At 39.4% G+C, this 22214-nt stretch carries 24 protein-coding genes; 10 read left to right on the forward strand and 14 right to left on the reverse strand.

What is annotated here, in order from left to right; genetic code table 11:
* Positions 1–90 precede the first annotated feature (90 nt).
* From FK178_RS00870 to FK178_RS00900, 7 genes are all read right to left on the reverse strand, one after another.
* Complete coding sequence (locus FK178_RS00870) at positions 91–1509, reverse strand: S8 family peptidase (RefSeq protein WP_146830089.1); 1419 nt, start codon at positions 1507–1509, stop codon at positions 91–93.
* Positions 1510–1684: 175 nt separating this feature from the next.
* Entirely contained in the window at positions 1685–2038 is a 354-nt protein-coding gene (gene rplS / locus FK178_RS00875; protein ID WP_146830091.1) for a 50S ribosomal protein L19, read from the reverse strand.
* 112 nt (positions 2039–2150) lie between these two features.
* The gene (gene trmD, locus FK178_RS00880; RefSeq protein ID WP_146830093.1) at positions 2151–2831 is read right to left on the reverse strand and encodes a tRNA (guanosine(37)-N1)-methyltransferase TrmD; all 681 of its coding nucleotides are present in this window, start codon (positions 2829–2831) and stop codon (positions 2151–2153) included.
* A 68-nt stretch (positions 2832–2899) separates the two neighbouring features.
* Complete coding sequence (locus FK178_RS00885; protein ID WP_146830095.1) at positions 2900–3484, reverse strand: hypothetical protein; 585 nt, start codon at positions 3482–3484, stop codon at positions 2900–2902.
* A 79-nt stretch (positions 3485–3563) separates the two neighbouring features.
* Positions 3564–4664 carry a DUF748 domain-containing protein gene (locus tag FK178_RS00890; RefSeq protein ID WP_146830097.1) on the reverse strand — a complete coding sequence of 367 codons (1101 nt, stop codon included), beginning with the start codon at positions 4662–4664 and terminating at the stop codon, positions 3564–3566.
* Between the two features lie 115 nt (positions 4665–4779).
* Complete coding sequence (locus tag FK178_RS00895) at positions 4780–6228, reverse strand: glyceraldehyde-3-phosphate dehydrogenase (protein WP_146830099.1); 1449 nt, start codon at positions 6226–6228, stop codon at positions 4780–4782.
* A 131-nt stretch (positions 6229–6359) separates the two neighbouring features.
* A complete protein-coding gene (locus FK178_RS00900) occupies positions 6360–7757 on the reverse strand; it encodes a trypsin-like peptidase domain-containing protein (protein ID WP_146830101.1) in 1398 nt (465 codons plus the stop codon).
* A gap of 124 nt (positions 7758–7881) precedes the next feature.
* Between FK178_RS00900 and dapF the strand changes: the two genes are divergently transcribed.
* The 4 genes from dapF (at position 7882) to FK178_RS00920 (ending at position 11024) form a co-directional block, all read left to right on the forward strand.
* Positions 7882–8670: a diaminopimelate epimerase gene (gene dapF / locus FK178_RS00905; RefSeq protein WP_146830102.1), complete on the forward strand. Its 789-nt coding sequence runs from the start codon at positions 7882–7884 to the stop codon at positions 8668–8670.
* Positions 8664–9191 (forward strand): GNAT family N-acetyltransferase, encoded by a 528-nt coding sequence (locus FK178_RS00910; protein ID WP_146830104.1) that lies wholly within the window; start codon positions 8664–8666, stop codon positions 9189–9191. The genes dapF and FK178_RS00910 overlap by 7 nt, the downstream gene beginning before the upstream one ends.
* A complete protein-coding gene (gene mltG, locus FK178_RS00915; protein WP_146830106.1) occupies positions 9181–10224 on the forward strand; it encodes an endolytic transglycosylase MltG in 1044 nt (347 codons plus the stop codon). The genes FK178_RS00910 and mltG overlap by 11 nt, the downstream gene beginning before the upstream one ends.
* 140 nt (positions 10225–10364) lie before the next feature.
* Positions 10365–11024 (forward strand): peptidoglycan-binding protein LysM, encoded by a 660-nt coding sequence (locus FK178_RS00920; protein ID WP_146830108.1) that lies wholly within the window; start codon positions 10365–10367, stop codon positions 11022–11024.
* Here FK178_RS00920 and FK178_RS00925 read toward each other — a convergent pair.
* Genes FK178_RS00925 through dnaA form a run of 3 tightly spaced genes read right to left on the reverse strand, consistent with a single transcriptional unit; the run spans position 11021 to position 13689 of the window.
* Complete coding sequence (locus tag FK178_RS00925) at positions 11021–11752, reverse strand: SAM-dependent methyltransferase (RefSeq protein WP_146830110.1); 732 nt, start codon at positions 11750–11752, stop codon at positions 11021–11023. The two genes, FK178_RS00920 and FK178_RS00925, sit on opposite strands and share 4 nt — an antisense overlap.
* Before the next feature lie 36 nt (positions 11753–11788).
* Entirely contained in the window at positions 11789–12250 is a 462-nt protein-coding gene (locus FK178_RS00930; RefSeq protein WP_146830112.1) for a low molecular weight protein-tyrosine-phosphatase, read from the reverse strand.
* Between the two features lie 11 nt (positions 12251–12261).
* The gene (gene dnaA / locus FK178_RS00935; protein ID WP_146830114.1) at positions 12262–13689 is read right to left on the reverse strand and encodes a chromosomal replication initiator protein DnaA; all 1428 of its coding nucleotides are present in this window, start codon (positions 13687–13689) and stop codon (positions 12262–12264) included.
* Between the two features lie 206 nt (positions 13690–13895).
* Between dnaA and FK178_RS00940 the strand changes: the two genes are divergently transcribed.
* Positions 13896–14294 carry an acyl-CoA thioesterase gene (locus FK178_RS00940; protein ID WP_146830116.1) on the forward strand — a complete coding sequence of 133 codons (399 nt, stop codon included), beginning with the start codon at positions 13896–13898 and terminating at the stop codon, positions 14292–14294.
* Here FK178_RS00940 and FK178_RS00945 read toward each other — a convergent pair.
* The 4 genes from FK178_RS00945 to ribD are packed head-to-tail and all read right to left on the reverse strand — an operon-like array spanning position 14291 to position 17434.
* Positions 14291–14905: an IMPACT family protein gene (locus FK178_RS00945; RefSeq protein WP_146830118.1), complete on the reverse strand. Its 615-nt coding sequence runs from the start codon at positions 14903–14905 to the stop codon at positions 14291–14293. The two genes, FK178_RS00940 and FK178_RS00945, sit on opposite strands and share 4 nt — an antisense overlap.
* 9 nt (positions 14906–14914) lie before the next feature.
* A complete protein-coding gene (locus tag FK178_RS00950) occupies positions 14915–15781 on the reverse strand; it encodes an EamA family transporter (protein ID WP_146830120.1) in 867 nt (288 codons plus the stop codon).
* The gene (locus tag FK178_RS00955) at positions 15778–16383 is read right to left on the reverse strand and encodes an HAD family hydrolase (protein WP_146830122.1); all 606 of its coding nucleotides are present in this window, start codon (positions 16381–16383) and stop codon (positions 15778–15780) included. Before FK178_RS00955 ends, FK178_RS00950 begins: the two co-directional genes overlap by 4 nt.
* Positions 16376–17434: a bifunctional diaminohydroxyphosphoribosylaminopyrimidine deaminase/5-amino-6-(5-phosphoribosylamino)uracil reductase RibD gene (ribD, locus tag FK178_RS00960; protein ID WP_146830124.1), complete on the reverse strand. Its 1059-nt coding sequence runs from the start codon at positions 17432–17434 to the stop codon at positions 16376–16378. The genes FK178_RS00955 and ribD overlap by 8 nt, the downstream gene beginning before the upstream one ends.
* A 28-nt stretch (positions 17435–17462) precedes the next feature.
* On the opposite strand from ribD, the gene FK178_RS00965 reads away from it, so the two are divergent.
* The 5 genes from FK178_RS00965 (at position 17463) to ligA (ending at position 22205) form a co-directional block, all read left to right on the forward strand.
* Positions 17463–17948 carry a GNAT family N-acetyltransferase gene (locus tag FK178_RS00965; protein WP_146830126.1) on the forward strand — a complete coding sequence of 162 codons (486 nt, stop codon included), beginning with the start codon at positions 17463–17465 and terminating at the stop codon, positions 17946–17948.
* 78 nt (positions 17949–18026) lie between these two features.
* The gene (gene prmC, locus FK178_RS00970) at positions 18027–18872 is read left to right on the forward strand and encodes a peptide chain release factor N(5)-glutamine methyltransferase (protein ID WP_146830128.1); all 846 of its coding nucleotides are present in this window, start codon (positions 18027–18029) and stop codon (positions 18870–18872) included.
* Between the two features lie 19 nt (positions 18873–18891).
* Positions 18892–19491, forward strand: a complete 600-nt coding sequence (locus tag FK178_RS00975) for an LOG family protein (protein ID WP_240793866.1) — start codon at positions 18892–18894, stop codon at positions 19489–19491.
* 3 nt (positions 19492–19494) lie between these two features.
* On the forward strand, positions 19495–20163 hold the full coding sequence (locus tag FK178_RS00980) for a VOC family protein (protein ID WP_146830130.1): 669 nt from the start codon (positions 19495–19497) through the stop codon (positions 20161–20163).
* A gap of 47 nt (positions 20164–20210) precedes the next feature.
* Positions 20211–22205, forward strand: coding sequence for an NAD-dependent DNA ligase LigA (gene ligA, locus FK178_RS00985; RefSeq protein WP_146830132.1), 1995 nt, complete (start codon positions 20211–20213; stop codon positions 22203–22205).
* Positions 22206–22214: the final 9 nt, after the last annotated feature.

Below are 22214 nucleotides of genomic sequence, written 5' to 3' on the forward strand. Positions count from 1 at the left end.
CATTTAATTTAATAAAATGTGAAAGTCTAAATGATATAAACAAAAAAAGCCCCGAGTGGGGCTTTAAAGTAATTTAAAACAGGAAAAATTTTATTCAGTAACTGCTCTATATGCATTTACTCTACCATGACCAAAGAATATGCTTTGACCATTCCCATTTACCTTATCTGCAGTTTTGATCAATTGAGCTTCCACCTCGCGAGGCCCAATTTGACCTCCATTCTTAGCAATAATAAGAGCTGCAACTCCAGATGCATGGGGAGCGGCCATACTTGTGCCTGCATTGTAATTGAAAGCATTTACACCGCTTGCAACACTATATATCATATCTAACTGGGCTACATCAAAATCTCCACCAGGAGCCGCAAAATCTACCAAAGATATACCATGATCTGTATAACTTGCAGGAACATCGAAGTTTGTGTATGGGTTGGAATATGGGTGCCAATTTTCTGGAGCTGAAGCCGAAATGGAAATTACATTATTTAAGCCTGCCGGCAATTTAATATAAGCAGAGTTTCCGTCAAAATTTGTTGCGCCATTCCCGGCAGATGCGATAATAGTGGATCCTTTGCCATGAGCATAGTTAATTGCTCGTTGTTGTGCTATCACTATTTCCATTATATATTTTGCGGGAATTTTGTATTCTACTCCATTCGCATCAATTAATTTACCATTCTTGTTAAGGGTAGCACCTAAACTCATATTTATTACATCTGCCCCGTTATTTCCGGAATATACAATACCAGCATTTATTGAGCTAAATGGACCGCTACCGGAAAATTCAGATAAAACTTTAATTCCAACAAGCTCGGCTTCATATGCTACACCTATTACCCCAAAATTATTTTTATTTGCTCCGATGGTTCCGGCTACGTGGGTGCCATGATTAGCAAATCTTCCAGGTCTGGTCCAGTAGGGTTCATTGGCTATAAAAGATGCGGAAAGATTTCTATTTAATGTTTGAGCAAATTCTATGTTCTCTCTATCTATACCCGAATCCAGAACGAAAACACTTGCTCCTTTTCCCGTAAAACCTTGATTCCACGCTTTAGGCGCCTCAATAGCCTCCATTCCCCATAAACGTATATAAGAAGTCTCGGTAGAACCAGGGCTTGGAGTTAAGGCATTGGCCAAGAAATCCTCCTGAGTAATCCCCTCTTTTTCCTTTGGTATCCACGCAATTTCATAATCGGGAACCACAGATTCCACATCCTTGTTCTTTAAAGTGTTGTTGATGAAATTGACATCTTTAGAACTCACTATGGAAATTCCAATTTCAGGAATGGAGCTTACAATCTCTCCGCCGCTGTTCTTTAGAAAATTTTCCACACTTTTGGTTAACTCACCATTGGTTGTAACCACCATATAATTGGTAAAAGGAGGTTCATTTAAATCGGTTTCTGTTACCATCACCTCATTAGTAACATCTTCTTTTTCACAGGATGTGAATAATACTCCTGCAGCGCAAAGTAGAAGCGCCATTCCTTGTAATTTGTTTTTTTTCATGTAATTAGGTTTTTGAGTGCGGAAGGTAATCTATTTTTAATCACATTAACAGAATTTTATAATTCAACAAAAGTTAAAGTGTCGAAATGTGCAAATATTAGAGTAATAACGTTAAAATTTGGTTAATAAAAAAAGCCCCAAAAAGGGGCTTTTTAAACTTTTTATAAAAGAGATGTTAGTATCTTCTTTCTTCTTTAATACGGGCTTTTTTACCAGTAAGACCTCTGAAATAATAAATACGGGCTCTTCTAACTTTACCTCTCTTGTTCACTTCTACTTTTTGAAGTGCAGGTAAGTTTACAGGGAAGATACGTTCAACACCAACAGTACCACTCATTTTGCGAATAGTGAATGTTTTAGATGAACCTGTTCCTTTAACCTGAATAACAACCCCTCTAAAAAACTGAGTACGGGTTTTTGCGCCTTCCTTAATTTCATAGTACACAGTGATAGTATCACCTGCTGAAAATTCCGGAAAATCTTTTTTTGTAACGAACTCGTCCTGAACGAATTTAATTAACGATTCCATAGTTATATGTTTGGATATAGCCTAAAGCAACATTCACGATTTTCGCCAGAGGTTGGTTTAGAAACGAGTGCAAAATTAATAAAATTAACTTCACCTGCAATAATAATTTTGGTTATTCATCTTTTAAAAGATCAGGTCTTAATTGCCTGGTCCTCAAATAGGATTGTTCTTCCCGCCAGGTTTCTATCTTTGGAAAATTTCCTGAGGTTAATATTTCAGGTACTTTCCATCCTTTATAGTCGGCCGGTCGGGTATAAACGGGTGGGGCGAGGAGATCATCCTGAAAGGAATCTGTTAATGCTGAAGTTTCATTTCCCAAAACTCCGGGGATCAATCGTATTACGGCATCACAAAGCACCGCTGCGGCAAGTTCACCCCCCGAAAGCACATAATCACCTATGGAAATTTCCCTGGTAATAAAATGATCCCGAACCCGCTGGTCTACTCCCTTATAATGGCCACAAAGGATGATTATATTCTCTTTTAAAGATAGGGTGTTTACCGTTTTTTGGTTAAGGGTTGCTCCATCGGGGGTCATGTAGATTATCTCGTCATATTCCCTTTCAGCTTTAAGGCCGGTAATACATTTGTCTATAGGCTCTATCATCATCACCATACCTGCACCTCCACCAAATTGATAATCATCAATTTGCTTATAATTATCTGTAACATAATCTCGCAAATTATGAAGGTGTATCTCGACTAGTCCCTTTTCAATGGCTCTTTTTAATATAGAAACATCAAAGGGGCTGGTAAGTATATCCGGTACTACGGTTATTATATCTATTCGCATTTAAGTCTTAATTAGGAAGCTGCAAAGATAGGGAAGTATCTTAACAATTTTTTCCCGTGGACCTTTGCTTACTTGTCGCTGGCTTTGTTGCGTTCATCCTGGAGCAAACGGCCAAGGCGTTGTTCTTTTTCCAGGGCTTTTTCCCTGTAAAGATCAAATTCTTTTTCAGTAGACTGAAGTTTATTTCTTGCTTCTACCGTATGAGAATGGCTCTGCCTGTATCTAAAAATAAAAAACAATAAGGCTAATACCAGCAAAGCTACGATGCCCCACATAAATGCCATATAACCCCCTTTGCTGAAGGGCATTCCCAAAAAGGTAATAGCATCTTTATCGGCATTTACCTTTTCCAGTTCCAGCCGTGTTGCTTCCAGGTCATCTTTCAATTGGTTGATCTGGTCTTGTTGTTGGTCAATGGTATTTTTCTGGGTAATGATGTCTTCATTTAATGTCGAAAAATACTGTCCTGTCTTATTCTTTAAAGTTATCAGTTCATTATAATCCACAACTTTGTAACCCTGATAGTCATTAGACCTTTCTATTAGGTTTGTGAAATCTTCTTCAACAGGATTAAGACCGGAATTAGTATCCTGTGCCACACTGTTCCAATTAAGGGCAACACTTAAAATTCCAAAAAATAATAATTTCTTCATGGGGTGAATTTTACTTTGAATTATTTACACAACGCCTCAGGAAAAAACTTATTGCCGCAAATATTTTTTCCTTAAAAATTTATTCCTTTTTGGCTCTTACGGCATCCTCAAAATCGATTTTTTCATCTACGTCTCCCGAAAATGCACTAATCCACGCATTTTTGAAAATATTGAAAACAGTAGGGAGGGTTTTTGCATCAACATTATTTAGGTCTCCTTCCAGCGGGACCTGTGTTGCCAGGGTATCTGTTCCCTGGTTTTTTAAAAGGAATTTAAAAACTCCTACAAAACCTTCCCATAACTTTTTAAAAAATCCCCCTTCATCATCTTTTCCAAGGAGTTTGGTATTTATAAACATTGGTTTTAAATAACCTTTGAGATATCCATTTGCAATGGCAACCTCACTGTAGAGCTCAAAGGTGCCACTTTCAAAATCTACCCCCGCAAACCTCAGGCTTAGATCATTCAATGCTCTAACATCTGCCTGTTTTAATGAAAACTCCATATCCAGATCGGGTATTTTTTTAAGGAGATTTAAATTTCCTTCCAGAATCACATCACCCCCTCCTATAGAGACTGCTGTTGCATGTAAGTAAGATGGAAGTGTCTTCTCTTTATTAACCACATTGCTCAAATTGGTTGCTTCCAGATTTATCGATTCCAGGAACATACTTATTTCAGGGTCTGAAGATAGTTGTACAAAATTTGCAGTTCCGTTATGTACCGTAAAATGATTTATGTCAATGGGGACAAGATCTGTTAGGGCTTTGGTCCAGTCATCAACATCTGCTTCCCCTTCCATGGGCTCATGTTCCTGATCTTCAAAAATATAATTGAATTTTGGATTATGTAGTTCAATTTCACTTACGATCTTTCCTTTGAAAAGGGATTTCCATTCTATTGATATATCCGATTTTTCAAAATCCAACATAGGGGTGTTAGTTCTGGCACCTATTTTTTTAAGCACAAGCCCTTCAATTACATAGGCTCCCCTTAATAGTGCAACATCAATATCCTTGACATAACCCTCGTAACCTGGGATATCATTCAAGGTCCGGTTAACATATTTTTCAAGATATATTGGTAGTAACAATCTGGCAATTATTATAAGGGCCACTATAATAATGGGAATTGTATATCTTTTATAAAAGATCCGGATCTTTTTTGCTGCTTCCTCCATTCTAAGAGCTTTTTACAAAATTGGGTATAAGTAATTGTTTTTTAGGTTAATGTACTCCTAAAAAGAAAAACCCACCGGTTAAGGTGGGTTTGAATTTCAAATTTTGAACCTGGATTTAATAATAGTTATAGCGTCTTACTTTTGCAATGTATTTGGCAAGACGAATTACCTGCTGGCTGTACCCGTATTCATTGTCATACCATACATACAGGACTATGTTTTTACCATCCTCTGTTACAATGGTAGCTTTGCTATCATAAATAGAAGGTTGTGCAGAGCCTATGATATCTGTAGATACAAGTTCATTGTCTATAGAATATTTTATTTGTTCTACCAATTCTCCTTCCAGGGCAAATCGCTTCATTATCTCATTTACATCATTTAAAGAAGTTGCTTTTTGCACCTCGAGATTAAGGATTGCAAGGGAACCATTTGGAACCGGTACCCGTATGGCATTGGAAGTAAGCTTACCTTCCAACTGTGGTAAAGCCTTCGCAACTGCTTTTCCTGCACCTGTTTCTGTAATAACCATGTTTAATCCCGCAGCACGGCCTCGTCGGTATTTGCTATGAAAGTTATCAACAAGGTTCTGGTCATTAGTGTATGCGTGTATAGTTTCAATATGACCGTGTACAATACCCAAAGTATCTTCCATTGCTTTTAACACGGGAACTATCGCATTGGTAGTACAGGAAGCAGCTGAAAAAATGTCATATTCATCTGGGCTGTATTCTTTATGGTTCACCCCGTGTACTATATTTGGAATTCCTTTGCCCGGGGCAGTAAGTAAAACTTTTGAAGCTCCCTTACTGCTAAGTAAGCGAGTTAATTCTTCTTTATCTCTAAAGGCTCCGGTATTATCAATTACCAAGGCATCCTCAATGCCGTAGGAAGTATAATCTATGTCTTCAGGGTCATTGGCTGAAATTATATGAACTGTAGTGCCGTTAACTATTAATGCCGAATTTTTTTCGTCGATGGTAACAGTTCCTGAAAAATCTCCATGTACAGAGTCACTCTTTAAAAGTGAAGCTCTTTTTTCCAATACTGTTCTGTCAACTTTTCCTCGTGTAACAATGGCGCGAAGTCTTAACTGGCTTCCTTTTCCTGTGCGTGTCATTAATTCGCGGGCCAGAAGTCTTCCTATCCTTCCAAAGCCGTATAATACTACATCCTTAGGGGTTACTTCCTGGTAGTCTTTCGCGTTTTTCAGTTTGCCAGAAATAAAGGATTTCGCATTTTGATAATCAACATCTTCAAGATGGTACTCATAAGTAAGTTTTCCAATATCCAGTTTTGCCGGTGGAAGGTCCAGGTCCTTTATGGCCTGGGCTATTTCTACAGAATCAAATATTGAAATAGGTTTTTGTACAAACTCACCGGCATATTCGTGCAGGTTCAATATATCACTAACATTGCGGTTTATCAATTGGTTTCTGAATAAAACCAGTTCAATTGATTTATCATACCAAAGATCGCTAACAATCTTAATAAATTCAACCGATGCCCTTCTGCGGTCGGCTTGAAAAGCAAGTTCCTTTTCGTAAACTTCGTTAAATCCCATTTTTGTAATGCGTTTAGGTTGTGTGTTTAAAACGGTGCAAAAGTATAGATTTCAAACGTTTTCGTAAAACATTTATAAAAAAAATAACCCGCCCTTTTCAGGAGCGGGTTATAGCCGATTATTATAATGGTTTAACGCCAGATATATGTTTGTTCCTGCCCTTCGCGATTCATAAATGTCACGCTTATGGGTTCAGATGGATCCTTGGAATTCATAATCTTTTGAACTTCGGAAATATTTGCTACTACCTGATTGTCAATTCTGGTTATAATAATACCAATAAGGGCCTGAGATTGTTTGTCACCTTTTAGGGCCCTGCTTATTTTTACACCCTGTGATATATTATATTGCTTTAGGTCTTCAGGAGAGGCATTAGTAACCTCAAGGCCAATTGGGGTAATAGCAAAGGTTTCATATTTCGTGATCTTCACATTAAGATCTCTTTCATTACCATTACGTAGAATTTTTACTTTTACTACATCACCGGGTCTTTTCGATCCAATATATCCGGTAAGGTCTGCCATTCTGCGCACTTCAATGTTGTCTATTTGTCTTATTACATCCTTAGGTTTTATGCCTGCCAGGGCAGCTCCGCTACCTGAGTCAACATCGCTCACCACCACACCCTGTGAGACGGGGAGGTCAAGTTGGCTGGAGATTGCGGTATTCACATCCTGCCCGCGTATTCCAAGAATTCCCTGCTGTACATTTCCAAACTCCATAATATCCTCCACAATTTTACGGGCATTATTAGATGGAACAGCAAAACCATAGCCTACATAGCTTCCGGTTTGTGAAGAAATTGCCGTATTTATTCCTATAAGCTCCCCATTAATATTTACCAGGGCGCCGCCGCTATTTCCAGGATTAATTGCGGCATCTGTCTGGATAAAAGATTGGGGTGTGCCATCGGTAATTCCCAGGTCCCGTGCTTTTGCACTTATAATACCAGCAGTAACAGTAGAGGTAAGATTAAAAGGATTACCCACTGCCAGCACCCATTCTCCCAACTTCACATTATTGGAATTTCCAAAAGGAAGGTATTGGAGGTCCTTTGCATCTACTTTAATTAAGGCAATATCTGCCCGGGGATCAGATCCTATCAATTCAGCCTTGTAGGTTTGATTGTTATTAAGGGTCACTTCAATCTCACTGGCACCTTCAATTACATGATTATTTGTAACTATATAACCGTCTGGAGTAATGATCACTCCAGATCCCGCGCCCCGAAGTGCTTTACCCGCCGTTCCTCCGCGCGAATAGTATTCCCAAATCGTTGTGGGTTGTTTAAATACCGCTACATTCTTCACGTGAACCACGCCATGCACCGTTTTTTCTGCTGCTTCTGTGAAATCGGCATTCGTACCGTAAATGTTTTCATAAGAGACAGGAAGGATATTAGCGGCTTTCGTTTCTATTGGAAGATCATTTAAGAAAGCCGGCTCTTCTTCCATTAACATTTTATAGGAGCCAAGGGTTAAGGCTCCACCAAGCATTGAAACAATAACTAGTTGAGAGAATTTTTTCATTTTCGTAAAATTTTTAAGTCTGTATTCCCGGAGGTGAATTAACTTTTCATTTCCCCGCTGCTTAGTTTAAGAACGAAAAAATTTGTCATATTGTTGTACCTTTGTTCGTACCAATATAAAGTCAATGAATGTAGAATTCTATAAATTTCACGGCACCGGAAATGATTTCATTATGGTTGACAATCGTGACACTATTTTCCCCAAAAATGATACCAATCTAATCAATAGATTATGTCACCGAAGATTTGGCATAGGGGCCGATGGTTTGATCTTATTGGAAAATGCCGGGGATGAGGAAAATGATTTCAAAATGGTGTATTTTAATTCAGATGGAAACCAAAGCTCTATGTGTGGTAATGGAGGGAGATGCATTGTTGCTTTTGCTAAATATTTAGGGATTATAGCTAATAGTGCCGGTTTTACAGCTATAGATGGGAAACATTCGGCCGTGATCAACGGGCAGGAGGTAAGTTTAAAAATGCAGGATGTAGATGCATCAGATCTTAATGAAGCCGCTCTTTTTCTGGATACTGGTTCTCCGCATCATATCGAGTTTACAGATGAAGTAGGAGATATAGATATAAAAAGGCAGGGAGCAAAGATCAGGTATTCCTCAAAATATGAAGAAAACGGTGGCACCAATGTGAACTATGTTCAACAGGATGGAGATCATAATTTTTTAGTACGAACCTATGAAAGAGGGGTGGAAGATGAAACCTATTCCTGCGGCACCGGTGTAACTGCAGTTGCGCTGGCCGTACACGCCCTGGGCCGCACTAATTCTAGAGATATCACCCTGAAAACCAGGGGAGGTAATCTACAGGTTTCATTTGATGAAAAAGAAGAACAGTATTTCAATATTTGGCTTACCGGCCCTGCAGAATATGTATTTAAGGGAGAATTTGAATGCTAACATTAAAAGGAGATAAGATATATTTAAGGGCATTGGAACCCGGGGATCTCGATTTTATTCTTGAGGTGGAAAACACCGAAGAATTTTGGGAGGTAAGTGCTACGCGCGTGCCATATTCCCGGTATTTAATTAAGAAATATATTCAAAATTCCCATCGGGATATCTATGAGGTCAAGCAATTGCGACTTATGATATGTGATATGGAGGACACCAGGATTGGAATGATAGATGTTTTTGATCTTGAACCCAGAGATCGCCGCGCAGCCCTGGGAATTCTTATTGTAAACCGCGAACACCGCAAAAAAGGCTATGGGGCAGAGGTGCTTTCACTTATCACAAATTATTGTTTTACCCATCTTGGCCTTCACCAGGTTTATGCCAATGTAACGGCAGATAATGTTGCGAGTATAAAATTATTTGAAAAAAATAATTTTGAAAAAGTTGGTATCAAAAAAGATTGGGTGCTAATAAAAGGAAAATTTAAAGACGAGATATTATATCAGCTTATCAATGTACATTAAAAAAATTCTCATACTCATTGCGGTACTAGGACTAGCCGCACTGGGTTACTTCAGCTATAAGATCTACAACAATATCTTCAATGCAAACACCGTCTTCGACAGTGAAAATGTAACAATTTATATACCAACCGGCGCAACGTATTCACAGGTACGCGATAGCCTTAGGCCCTATTTAAAGGACCTTGCATCATTTGACGATGTGGCCCAAAAAAAGGGTTATGTAAGTAAAGTGAAGCCCGGAAAATATGTTATAGAAAAAAATGCCAATAATCATCGTATAACCGATATTCTGAGAATTGGGAATAAACCGGTACAGGTAGTGTTCAACAATCAGGAAAGGCTTGAAAATCTGGCCGGCAGGATCGCCACTCAAATTGAGGCAGACAGTGTCTCACTCCTGAATACTATGAGGGATCCGGAATTTTTAAGCCAAAATGAATTTAAGGTTGAGAATGCCCTTGCAATGTATATTCCCAATCAATATGAATTTTTCTGGAATACTTCTGCGGAAGAATTTAGGACCCGTATGAAGAAGGAATACACCAGATTCTGGACTGCCGAAAGATTACAAAAAGCTGAAGAAATAGGATTAACCCCCAACGAAGTAGCGGTGGTGGCCTCTATAGTGCAAAAGGAAACTGCAAAAGTAGATGAACGCCCCAAGGTTGCCGGGGTGTATATGAACAGGTTAAAAAATGGATGGAAACTGGATGCAGATCCTACGGTAATTTATGCTTTAAAGCTTAAGAATAAAGATTTTGATACTATAATTAAGCGGGTGTTTTATAAAGATCTAACCCTGGATTCTCCATATAATACATATTTGTATAAGGAACTACCCCCGGGCCCCATTGCAATGCCGGATATTTCATCTATTGATGCGGTACTTAATTATGAACGGCACAAGTATTTTTATTTTGTAGCCGACGTTGAAAATTTCGGGTACCATAAATTTGCTGAAAATCTTGACCAGCACAACCGTAATAAGCAGGCATATGTACGCTGGATAAACGCGCAGGGGGTTAAACGGTAATATTTCTTACGTTAACAGGAAATTCATATTAGGATTAGATTAACACTCTGCAAATCAGATTATTAAATTTTATCGTATCTTTGCACGGTGAAATTGAAAGGGGCACCGTTTTTGCCACTAACCTTTCAGAACAAAATTTTATGAGAAAGAAAGTTGTCAAATTTTCAATCCTACCCCTTATTGCAGGTTCAGTTTTTTTTAGTTTTTCAACAAAAGAGGCTGCGAATTTAGATATATTTTCCACTTCCAAAGTAGAGAATCTAGAGTATACCGTAATTTCATCTGAAGATTATGTGCCTGTAGAAGAAGAATCCCCAAGAATAATTCCAGTCCTTGGAAAATCCTATACCGGTTTTAAAGAAGCCCTTGCATTTAAAGAATCCCGCGGTAATTACAAAGTTATAAATGAGTTTGGTTACATGGGCAAATACCAGTTTGGTAAAGGTACACTTAACCTTATTGGTATAAAGGATACCCGCTTATTCTTAAATTCACCCGAGTTACAGGAGGCGGCATTTTATGCCAATGCATCCCGTAACAAATGGATCCTAATTCGTGATATTAAAAGGTTTGAAGGGAAAGTAATAAATGGAATTGAGATAACTGAATCCGGAATCCTTGCAGCTGCACACCTTGCAGGGCCGGGGAGTGTAAAGAAATATCTTAGAAGTTGGGGGGCGAATGCTTTTAGTGATGCCTTTGGAACCACTATTGGATTTTATTTAAAGAAGTTTGGAGGTTATGACACTTCCTTTATTGAGCCCGATAAAAATGCGCGGGCAGTAGCTTTTCAAAATTAGTTTTCTTTCTGAATTATAAATATAGTAGGCCTTTTATGAAGGTCTACTTTTGTTTTACCCCAATCCTTAATACTTTTTGTAATAATATATTCAGAAGTAAGGGTAAGGTCGCAGGCTATGCAAAGCCTCGTGGCCGGGCTTAAAGATTGCAGGATGTCTTCTAACAGATTATTGTTGCGGTAGGGGGTTTCAATAAAGATCTGGGCCTGGTTCCTCTCCAGTGAAATTCTCTCCAGGTTTTTTAATTCGTGTTTCCTTTCTTTTTTATCAATAGGTAAATATCCATGAAATGTAAAACTTTGCCCATTCATTCCGCTACCCATCATAGCGAGGAGGATAGAGGAGGGGCCTACGAGTGGAATAACCTGGATGCCCATTTCATGGGCAAGTTTCACTACTTCAGCTCCGGGATCGGCCACACCGGGGCAGCCGGCTTCGCTTAGTAATCCTACATCAATTCCTTCTTTACAGGGTTCTAAATATGAGGGGATGCTACGGGCCTCAGTAAATTTATTTAATGAGCTTAGTTGGAGTAAAGGTTGTTTTTTTCCGGGAACTACCATTTTAATAGACCTTCTTGCCGTCTTTTCATTTTCAACGATATAATGATCTACTTTTTCTATTATCTTTTTAATGGAATAGGGAAGAACATCTATTGGATTTGAGTCTCCTAAGGTAGTAGGAATTAAATATAACTTTCCGGAAAATTTAAAAGGAGACTGTTGCATGAAATATGGAATTATAATGTATCTAAAGAGTTAAAATTACTCTTTGTTAAGTTTTGATGCAATAACCTCACAGGCTTCATCAAGCATTTGAAAAACGTTTTCAAAACCATGGGCTCCGCCGTGATAAGGGTCTGGAATATCAACTTTTTCCCCGGGGAATATCTCGTCAAGAATTAATTTTACCTTTTGAATATCCTCATCATTCCGTGCCTGGGCGATCACATCATCATAATTGCTGGTATCCATAACATAGATATGATCAAAACGGTCAAAATCTGCCGGTTCAAACTGCCTTCCGCGCTGGTCTGTTATATCCAAACCATAACGTTTGCCCACCGAAATTGATCGCGGGTCTGGCGAATGGTCTACGTGCCAGGATCCTGTGCCGGCAGACTCTATGATGATCTTATTAGGGTCAACTTTGGATTTTAGAATTCCTTCGGCCAGGGGAGATCGGCATATATTGCCGAGGCACACCATTAACACACGGGTTTTCATAAAAAAGATTTTTAAAGAGTAAGCTTTTTATTCAGGTCTTCAACAAATTTCTTGAATTGTTTATCTGTCGCAGCAAGATTGTCTACTGTTTTACAGGCGTGAAGTACGGTGGCATGGTCGCGTTTTCCAATCTGGCTTCCTATACTTGCAAGGGATGCCTTGGTAAATTTCTTAGCAAAGAACATGGCAAGTTGTCTTGCCTGTACAATGTGACGTTTCCTGGTTTTAGATTGTAAAGTTTCCACATCCATCTGGAAATAATCACTAACGATCTTCTGGATATAATCTATTGAAACCTCACGCTTGGTGTTCTTAACGTAATTGTCAACAATCTTTTTTGCCAGTTCCAAAGTAATATCCTTTTTATTAAAAGAGGAATGGGCTATTAAGGAAATTATAGCGCCTTCCAGTTCCCGGATATTGGTTTTGATATTGTTTGCAAGGAACTCGATGATATCCTCAGGCATTTCAACCCCATCACGATATAATTTATTTTTTATGATGGAAACCCGGGTTTCAAAATCCGGGTGTTGCAACTCGGCTGATAGTCCCCATTTAAATCTTGATAACAGGCGTTGTTCAATATCCTGCATATCGACCGGGGCCTTGTCACTGGTTAAAATAACCTGCTTTCCGTTTTGATGAAGGTGATTGAAAATATGGAAGAATACATCCTGCGTACCTGCCTTACCGGAAAGTAACTGGATATCATCTACAATAAGAACATCTATGATTTGGTAGAAATGAATAAAATCATTCCTGTTATTCTTTTTTACAGATTCAATATACTGCTGGGTAAATTTTTCAGCAGAAATATATAAAACCGTTTTCTCAGGGTATTTATCCTTAATGTCCACTCCAATGGCGTGAGCAAGGTGAGTTTTTCCCAAACCTACCCCTCCAAAGATAAGAAGCGGATTAAAGGATGTTCCTCCCGGTTTATTGGACACGGCGAGCCCTGCAGATCTTGCCAACCTGTTGGAATCTCCCTCCAGGAAATTCTCAAAATTATAATTCGGGTTCAATTGTGATTCTATTTTCACATTTCTAATACCGGGTATTATAAAGGGGTTGCGTAATTCCGGATTACGGTTCTTTACCGGGACATCTACTTCCTGAGATGCCATATGGCTGCGTTGTGTACTGGGAATTCTTTCTGTAAAGGGGAGTTTGTTGCCGTAGGTGTTTTCCATTTTAATAACGTACACCAGTTTTGCTTTTTCCCCCAACTCTTTTGTAAGAGAAACCTTTAATAATTTTACATAATGCTCTTCAAGCCACTCATAGAAAAATTTGGAGGGTACCTGAATACTTAAAGCACAATCTGTAAGCTTTACTGCCTGTATCGGCTCGAACCATGTTTTGTAGGCTTGAGGGGTTATATTATCTTTGATAAAAGCTAGACAGCTATTCCAAACTGATTGCGCAGTTTTTGACATGCTTTTTGTTAGATTATTTTAGGTTAGTAGTTGGTCGTAAATTGAGCAGTAATAATATCCTGTCAATCTTTTTGGTGAAACAAATATGTGAACAAAATATGTGAAAAAAAAATTCTTTTACTATTGAATTTTAAGAAAATTTTATGCATACTAGCTCTAGGCTATGAAAGTACAAAACCTAAATAAATAATCCCCCCTTTTTTTCTATGAAAACTCATCACACCTATGTTAAAGTGCGTTATGCTGAAACCGACCAAATGGGGGTAGTACACCATGGAAATTACGCCCAATATCTCGAGATGGCGCGTATTGACTGGCTTGGCCAATTTGGGGTTTCATATAAACAAATGGAAATTGAAGGAATTATGCTCCCCGTATTTTCTATGGAGTTTAAATTCATCAAATCTGCCACCTTTGATGATATTCTTAAAATTGAGACCCGTTTAAAGAAAATTCCGCAGGTAAAAATCGAATTTGAGTACTCAATTTACAACCAGGAAAATGAGTTACTAACCACCGCTTCTACGGTGTTGGTTTTTATGGATTCCGTATCCAGAAAACCTATAAAATGTCCGGATTTTATTCTTGAAAAACTTGAGGCTTAAACTTCGGTCCTGGTGATCTCAACTTTATAGACCGAATCAAATTTTTCAAATATTTCTTCGGCATCTTTTTTTCGTACGCTGATAAAAATAGCACAATCCAACGCCAGTTCCTGTTTAATGATTTCAAGATTGTTTTCCTTGATAATACGCATTACAATATTCATCTCCGGATAATCAAATTTTATCCGGAATTTTTTATTTACAGTTCTTTCTACAATAGGGCTGTTCTCTAATGCCATTTGGGCTGCAGTCTTATAAGCCTGGATCAAGCCGCCCACTCCCAGTTTTACTCCCCCAAAATATCGAACCACAACTACCAGAATATCTGTCACATCAAAAGATTGAATTTGGCCATAGAGAGGCATCCCTGCCGAGTTTGACGGCTCCCCGTCATCATTTGCACGAAAATGTACCTCACCTTCCTCCTTGCCCATTTGCCAGGCATAACACCAGTGCCTGGCCTGGTGATGTTTCTTCTTTAATTCCTCTATACAGGACTTTGCTTCCTCCTCGCTGGTTACAGGAAAGGCAAATCCAAAAAATTTGGAATTCTTTTCCTTGAATAAAACTTCTTCAGAGGGTTTAGATATAGTTCTGTAGGTATCTTTCAAATCTAATATTTAGCTAGTTGCTACCAGTAATATACTTACTATTGCCAACAGGATCCCAATCCAGTTCTTTTTAATAAGGTGTTCTTTGAAAAGTAGAATTCCTAAAAGTGTTGAGAAGAGTACTATGGCTACATTATTAATTGTAAAAACCGTAGAGCTTTCAAATCCTTCCGTTCTCAAAGCCATTACAAGAAAGTAAATTGAAAAATAATTTGGAACCCCCAGTATTATTCCACCCAGAATATTCTTTCCCGTAATTCTCAATTTACCCATTAGAGCCTGCCCGGTAAGGATCACAATTCCAATCATTCCTGCAATGGCAAAGATGGAAGTGGAAAATAAAGCTACTTCATCTTCGGCCACATAAGTTGTTTCCAGGTATTTGATAGTGGTATCAATAATCCCACTGCCTAAAAATACCAGAAGGGGAAAAATGAGATTCTCCTTCTTGATCTTAATTCCGGTAGTAGTCTTAATAGACGTGAGATATACAGCTACCAGTGCCAAAAGTATCCCTGTAATTTTAAGAATCCCCGTGCTTTCATTGTAAAGGATAATTCCGAAAAAAACAGGGATTGCAACACTCATTTTGGTTGCGACAGAGACCACTGACAGTCCGCTTTTTTGCGTTGTAATTGCCGCGAGGTTAAAGACAGATATGAAAAGGGCCCCTAATACCAGTGTGCCGGGAAACCACAATTTTTCAGGGATAATAGTGACATCTGTGTTTTTTATATATCCAAAAAAACCCACCATGCAGGCAAAAAAGTAGTTTATGATAATGGCTTGCAGGGTGTCTACCCTATATTTTTGAAACAGCTTAAATATGACAAAAATTACGCTGGATGATAAAATGCTTAGCAGTAGATAGATCAAAACAGCTCTTTTTTAATGGTGAAAAGATCTGTTACGTCTTCGCTAGCAGGGTCCAGATGCCAGGTTTGCAACCCCAGAGATGTGGCTGCATCTGTATTTTCTTTAGTATCATCAATAAAAAGACACTCCTCCGGTTTTAAATTGTGCGCATCCAGCACAAATTTATAAATAGCGGCATCTGGTTTTCTAAAATTGATCTCATGGGATAGGTAGAAGGCATCAAAGCAATTTTTAAAATCTTCAAAAAAGGGAACATTTTTTTTTATCCAGTCAATATGGATTTCGTTGGTGTTGCTAAGTAGAAAAAGGCGGTATTGATTTGATGCTGAAAGTTCTTTGATGAATTCAAACCGATGTTCGGGAAAATCTATTAGAATGGCATTCCAGGAGTTTACAACAACATCTTTTTCCAGATTGTATTCTGAGCCGTAGGCCTTCAAAAATTCTTCGGAAGTGATCAAACCCTTTTCGTATGCAAGATTCTTTTGAAGGATTGCTCCTGAAAATCCGCTAATATTGTGCTTTTCCATCTCCCGAAGGGTAGCTGGTTTATCCAGGTTTACGAATATATCACCGAAATCAAATATTATGTTTTTAATCATTGCTGTATATCATCAAGGTGTCTACTCCTGTTCTGTACTGCTCCTTAAAATTCCCCTGAAATTCCGGTGCCTTTACTCCGCTCTTAAAATCGATATTTCCGGTGAAAATACGCGCTTCATCCCACAGCCCGGCCTGTATAAAAGTTTGAAGAGTACGGGTGCCGCCTTCGATTATAACCGACTGGATCTCGTGCCGGCACAGGATCTCGCAAATTTGGGAGGCAATTTCAGCTTCAAAATCTATTTCAGCAAAAATTAACTGGTGTTTCCCCTGGTCGATTTGTACATCTTTTGCCTGGTGCTTTGCGCAGATAAAAATAGTTTTTACACTTTGATCATATACACAGGAATCTATGGGGGTGCGTAAATTTTTATCAATTATGATACGGGTAGGATCCGGGCCATCCCATAACCGGGTATTCAATTTAGGATCGTCCTCTACCGCTGTATTGGTACCAATTAAAATTCCCTGTTCCTCGCTGCGCCATTTGTGAACCAGTTGGTTGGATAAAGCTCCGGTGATCCAAACCGGTTTTCTGCTATCCCGGGTTTCCGGTGCAATAAAACCGTCCCGGGTTTGTGCCCACTTCAGGATAATATATGGCCGTTGCTTTTTATGAAAAGTAAAAAAGCGTTTGTTCAGGGCCTGGCACTCCTTATCCAGCACCCCAAGGGTCACCTCGCAACCTGCATCCATTAATTTCTTTATTCCCTTCCCTGCTACTTTTGCAAACGGGTCAATGGTGCCAATAATTACTTTTTTAATACCACTGGCAATTATAAGATCGCTGCAGGGAGGAGTTTTGCCATAATGGCTGCAGGGTTCCAGGCTTACGTAGATGGTGGCCTTTTTAAGGAGGTCCCTGTTTTTAACTGAGCGTATGGCCATTACCTCTGCATGCGGCTCTCCCGCTGCGCGGTGCCAGCCTTCTCCAATGATATTTTCCTTATACACCAAAACGCTCCCAACCATGGGATTGGGATAGGTGGTTCCCAGCCCGTTTTGGGCGAGTTGGATGCACCTATTTATATATTTTTCGTGTATCTTCACGCCACAAAAATAGGATTTAAAAGTAAGAATGAATAGTTTTAAGATACGTGAAATAGAACCGCGGGACAACAGAGAAATAGCTGCGGTGATACGGGAAGTTTTGGTAGAAATGGGAGTTCCAAAAATAGGGACAGCTTATGAAGACAAATCCCTTGATGATATGCACAGCACTTATCAAAATAAGAACGAGCGGTATTTTGTGGTAGAGGAAGAGGGGAAACTTATTGGCGGGTGCGGCATTGCTCCACTCCTTAAGGCAGATGAAAGCATTTGTGAGCTTCAAAAAATGTATTTTCTACCCGTGGCTCGTGGCCGTGGCATTGGGGCCGGGATGATGAAAAAATGCCTGGACTTTGCAAGAACTGCAGGGTATAAACAATGTTACCTTGAAACCCTTCCATATATGGAACATGCACGAAAACTTTATGCGCGAACCGGGTTTAAATCACTTGATAAGCCTATGGGAAATACGGGACATTATAACTGTACAATGTGGATGTTGCTGGACCTGTAAGATTTTTCAGGATTTGGTAGACCTCAGATTTTAATATTTTACAGGTGGGCGAAAACCCGGCTTCTAAAACATTCCAAATTGCTAATATCAGTTTTCAAAAAAGAGTTTCAGGATCGTTTAATAAAGGAATATCCAATTGAGGAAATAAATTCCTTTTTTCATCTGTTAACCGAAGCTTTTCTGGGGCTTAGCCGTCTTGACCTTGCACTAGATCCTGCAAGGGAAATTCCTGCTACCCACAAGAGGAAATTTGAAGATGCTATGGAGCGTCTGTCTCATCATGAGCCCATCCAGTACATTATTGGTAAAACAGAATTTTTTGGACTGCCCTTCATTGTAGATCCAAATGTATTAATACCACGGCCTGAAACCGAAGAACTTGTTTCCTGGATCCTTGAGGATGTTAAAAAGCGGGAAAAAAAAGAAATTTCAATTTTGGATATTGGCACGGGCAGCGGTTGTATTGCCATAAGTCTGGCCAGAAATCTTCCCGCTGCAACTGTGACCGCCATAGATGTTTCTGCAGCGGCCATAGAGATCGCAAAGACAAATGCGCAGTTAAATAATGTCGCTGTGAATTTCCTGCATCAGGATATATTAACCTGTACTAATCTGCCGCACGATTATGATGTGATCGTATCCAATCCGCCGTATGTGAGGGAATTGGAGAAACAGGAAATGCAACGAAATGTTCTGGAAAATGAACCGCATCTGGCGCTTTATGTAAAAGATGAGGATCCGCTGATTTTTTATAGAAAAATCACGAAATTAGCCAGGAGCGCTCTTTTACCCGGAGGGGTATTATATTTCGAGATCAATCAATATTTGGGACAGGAAACCAAAGAGTTGCTTAACAATGAAGGGTTCAAAGCAGGATTAAAAAAGGATATCTACGGAAATTTTCGAATGCTTAAAGGGGAGTAATAAACACTAAACTAGGATTTTGGAAGCTCATAATAAAATACATAGTCTTGCTGTTTTTTGTGCGAGCAGCGATGGAACCGATTCCTTCATTTTTGAAGATGCATATGAAGTGGGGGTTTTTCTGGCCCGTCATAAGATCGAACTCATCTACGGCGGAAGCAAACTTGGCCTTATGGGCCAGGTGGCAAGAGGAGCATTGGAGAACAATGGTATAGTTACCGGGGTTATACCCGAATTTTTAAAGACGAAGGAAGTAGTGCATACCGGTCTCTCCAATTTAATTACTACCCAGGACATGCACCAGCGAAAATTAAAGATGCATGACCTCAGCGACGGCTTCATTGCGCTCCCAGGGGGCTTTGGTACTTTGGAGGAGCTTTTTGAAATCCTTACCTGGGCACAACTGGGCCTGCATAAAAAACCCATAGGGATCCTGAACAGCCATGGATATTATGATGACCTGCTGGAAATGATGAACAATATGGTGCGCAAAGGATTGCTTAGGGAAGAATATATGAACCTGGTTCTGGTATCAGGCAGCATTCTCGAACTTTATGAAAATATGCTGAATTTCAAACCTATGCCTGTTCCAAAATGGATGAATAAAGACCAAACTTAAAAAATGAAGATCAAGAGGCTGGAAATAAAAACGGGCAACATAAACGCACAACTTGATTTTTACAGGAATGTGATGGGGCTCAAAACAAGAGATGTAAACGAAGAATCTTTTGAGCTGCTTCTTGGCTATTCAATTTTAAAATTTATTTCGGCAAAAAATTTTACTCCTTATCATATGGCCTTCCACATTCCGGATAAACAAGAGGAAAAAGCCCTGGAGTGGCTTAAAGATAAAGTTGCGATCCTTAAAAATGAAGGGAAAGAAATAATAGATTTTCCTGCGTGGAATGCACGTTCTGTATACTTCTATGACCGGGACGGGAATATAATTGAATTTATTTCCAGACGTGACTTTAATACTTCAGAACCAAAAGATTTTTCAGCAAAAAGTTTACTGGGAATTGCCGAAATTGGATTGCCTACGGCAAACATAAAGGAGAAATTTGACCTTTTGAACAAGCAATGTGAGCTGGAAATATTTGATGGAAATTTTGAAGTATTTTGCGCGATAGGTGATGATAGCGGATTGCTCATTACAATTGACAAAAACAAAAAAGATTGGTTTCCCACTCAGGATAAAGCGTACTCCTCAAATTTCAGCATAAATTTCACTCATAAGGATGGGGAGTATAATTTTGATTTTAATAATGATTGTCTTGAGTCCTACACCTAATTTTTTATAATTAAAATTGATTTTAAAACTGCAAAATAGGTTTCCAGATGGATATTGAAGAAAGAATAAAGACACTGAGAGAAGAACTTCACCAGCATAATTATAATTATTATGTGCTGGATAAACCTGTGATCTCAGATTATGATTTTGATATAAAACTGAAGGAGCTTCAGGAACTGGAAGACCACAACCCGGAATTCTATGATCCCAATTCCCCCACACAAAGGGTAGGCGGGGCTGTCACAAAGCAGTTTGAAACCTTAGCACATGATTATCCTATGTATTCGCTTTCAAATTCCTATTCCCGGGAGGAGCTCGAAGACTGGGAAAAGCGGGTAAAAAAATTGGTAGATGGAAAGGTGGAATATGTTTGCGAATTAAAATATGACGGTGCATCAATAAGCCTTACCTATGAAAGCGGAAAATTAACACGGGCTATAACCCGGGGAGACGGGGTAAAGGGCGATAATGTTACCAGCAATGTGAGAACTATTCTATCCATACCGGTGCATTTGAGGGGAGATTTTCCACCTAAGTTTGACATCCGCGGGGAGATCGTACTGCCTTATGAAGGATTTGCAAAAATGAATGCGGAAAGAATTGAGGCCGGCGAAGAACCTTATGCGAACCCGCGAAATACGGCTTCAGGAAGTCTCAAGCTACAGGACAGTGCTGAGGTTGCCAAGCGGCCCCTTGATTGTCTTTTGTATAATATCGTAGGGGAGAAACTTGGCATAAGGTCGCAATATGAAAGCCTGGAACATGCCAGGGAATGGGGTTTCAAAGTGCCAAAAGAAGCAAAATTGGTAAATAATGTAGATGAGATCCTGGAATATGTAAACCATTGGGAAAAGCACCGTCATGATCTTCCGTATGAAATAGACGGGGTAGTGGTGAAGGTGAATGATTTTCACCAGCAGGATGAACTAGGGTTTACCGCGAAATCTCCCCGTTGGGCAATTGCCTATAAATTCAAGGCAGAACAGGAATCTTCTATATTAAAGAAGATCACTTACCAGGTGGGCCGCACCGGCGCAATAACCCCGGTAGCAAATCTTGAACCTGTTCAACTGGCAGGAACCATTGTAAAGAGAGCTTCCCTTCATAATGCAGATCAAATTGAAAAACTCGATATACGGGAAGGAGATACTGTTTTTGTTGAAAAAGGGGGGGAGATCATCCCCAAGATAGTTGGAGTAGATTTTACCAAACGTGATCCAAATTCCCTTGCCACAAAATATATTACCCATTGCCCCGAATGTGAGACCCCTTTAGTTAGAAATGAGGGTGAAGCACAACATTATTGCCCCAATTTAAGCGGTTGCCCCCCACAAATCATTGGCCGTATACAACATTATATTTCACGAAAGGCGATGGATATTGAAGGGCTGGGAGGAGAGACAGTTACATTGCTGGTAAATGAAGGGCTCATAGAGAATTATGCCGATCTCTATGACCTTACCAAAGAGCAGGTTCTACCGCTGGAAAGGATGGCCGATAAATCTGCCGAAAATTTAATACAGGGAATAGAAAGATCCAGGGAAATTCCTTTTGAAAGGGTGTTATTCGCTCTGGGAATAAGGTATGTTGGGGAAACCGTGGCAAAAAAGCTGGCGCGACATTATAAAAGTATTGCGGCCCTCTCAGAAGCTTCAGAAGAGGAGCTTATTCGTGTAGATGAGATTGGGGTACGTATAGCACAAAGCATAAGGGCTTTTTTCTCTCTCGAAGAAAACAGGGTCCTGGTGCAACGATTAAAGGAAAAAGGTGTGCAAATGGAAATAGCGGCCGAAGATTTTGCTCACCACACCAATAAATTAAACGGGGATACCTATGTAATATCGGGAGTATTTTCCAGGGTTTCACGAGATGAGTTAAAGAAGATCATTGAAGAAAACGGGGGTAAAGTATCAGGTTCCATATCTTCAAAAACAAATTTCCTTGTAGCGGGAGAAAATATGGGCCCAAGTAAACTTGCCAAAGCCGAAAAACTTGGCACCCGTATCCTTAGTGAAGAGGAATTTCTGGAAATGGTCAAATAATAGTAAAGC

It is taken from the genome of Antarcticibacterium arcticum, from assembly GCF_007993795.1.
In the GTDB taxonomy this organism is placed as follows: Bacteria; Bacteroidota; Bacteroidia; order Flavobacteriales; family Flavobacteriaceae; genus Gillisia; species Gillisia arctica.

Excerpts from the sequence above, each read along its gene's own strand:
- FK178_RS00870 (WP_146830089.1), bottom strand. The coding sequence starts at position 1,509 with ATGAAAAAAAACAAATTACAAGGAATGGCGCTTCTACTTTGCGCTGCA.
- rplS (WP_146830091.1), bottom strand. The coding sequence starts at position 2,038 with ATGGAATCGTTAATTAAATTCGTTCAGGACGAGTTCGTTACAAAAAAA.
- trmD (WP_146830093.1), bottom strand. The coding sequence starts at position 2,831 with ATGCGAATAGATATAATAACCGTAGTACCGGATATACTTACCAGCCCC.
- FK178_RS00885 (WP_146830095.1), bottom strand. The coding sequence starts at position 3,484 with ATGAAGAAATTATTATTTTTTGGAATTTTAAGTGTTGCCCTTAATTGG.
- FK178_RS00890 (WP_146830097.1), bottom strand. The coding sequence starts at position 4,664 with ATGGAGGAAGCAGCAAAAAAGATCCGGATCTTTTATAAAAGATATACA.
- FK178_RS00895 (WP_146830099.1), bottom strand. The coding sequence starts at position 6,228 with ATGGGATTTAACGAAGTTTACGAAAAGGAACTTGCTTTTCAAGCCGAC.
- FK178_RS00900 (WP_146830101.1), bottom strand. The coding sequence starts at position 7,757 with ATGAAAAAATTCTCTCAACTAGTTATTGTTTCAATGCTTGGTGGAGCC.
- dapF (WP_146830102.1), top strand. The coding sequence starts at position 7,882 with ATGAATGTAGAATTCTATAAATTTCACGGCACCGGAAATGATTTCATT.
- FK178_RS00910 (WP_146830104.1), top strand. The coding sequence starts at position 8,664 with ATGCTAACATTAAAAGGAGATAAGATATATTTAAGGGCATTGGAACCC.
- mltG (WP_146830106.1), top strand. The coding sequence starts at position 9,181 with ATGTACATTAAAAAAATTCTCATACTCATTGCGGTACTAGGACTAGCC.
- FK178_RS00920 (WP_146830108.1), top strand. The coding sequence starts at position 10,365 with ATGAGAAAGAAAGTTGTCAAATTTTCAATCCTACCCCTTATTGCAGGT.
- FK178_RS00925 (WP_146830110.1), bottom strand. The coding sequence starts at position 11,752 with ATGCAACAGTCTCCTTTTAAATTTTCCGGAAAGTTATATTTAATTCCT.
- FK178_RS00930 (WP_146830112.1), bottom strand. The coding sequence starts at position 12,250 with ATGAAAACCCGTGTGTTAATGGTGTGCCTCGGCAATATATGCCGATCT.
- dnaA (WP_146830114.1), bottom strand. The coding sequence starts at position 13,689 with ATGTCAAAAACTGCGCAATCAGTTTGGAATAGCTGTCTAGCTTTTATC.
- FK178_RS00940 (WP_146830116.1), top strand. The coding sequence starts at position 13,896 with ATGAAAACTCATCACACCTATGTTAAAGTGCGTTATGCTGAAACCGAC.
- FK178_RS00955 (WP_146830122.1), bottom strand. The coding sequence starts at position 16,383 with ATGATTAAAAACATAATATTTGATTTCGGTGATATATTCGTAAACCTG.
- FK178_RS00965 (WP_146830126.1), top strand. The coding sequence starts at position 17,463 with ATGAATAGTTTTAAGATACGTGAAATAGAACCGCGGGACAACAGAGAA.
- FK178_RS00980 (WP_146830130.1), top strand. The coding sequence starts at position 19,495 with ATGAAGATCAAGAGGCTGGAAATAAAAACGGGCAACATAAACGCACAA.
- ligA (WP_146830132.1), top strand. The coding sequence starts at position 20,211 with ATGGATATTGAAGAAAGAATAAAGACACTGAGAGAAGAACTTCACCAG.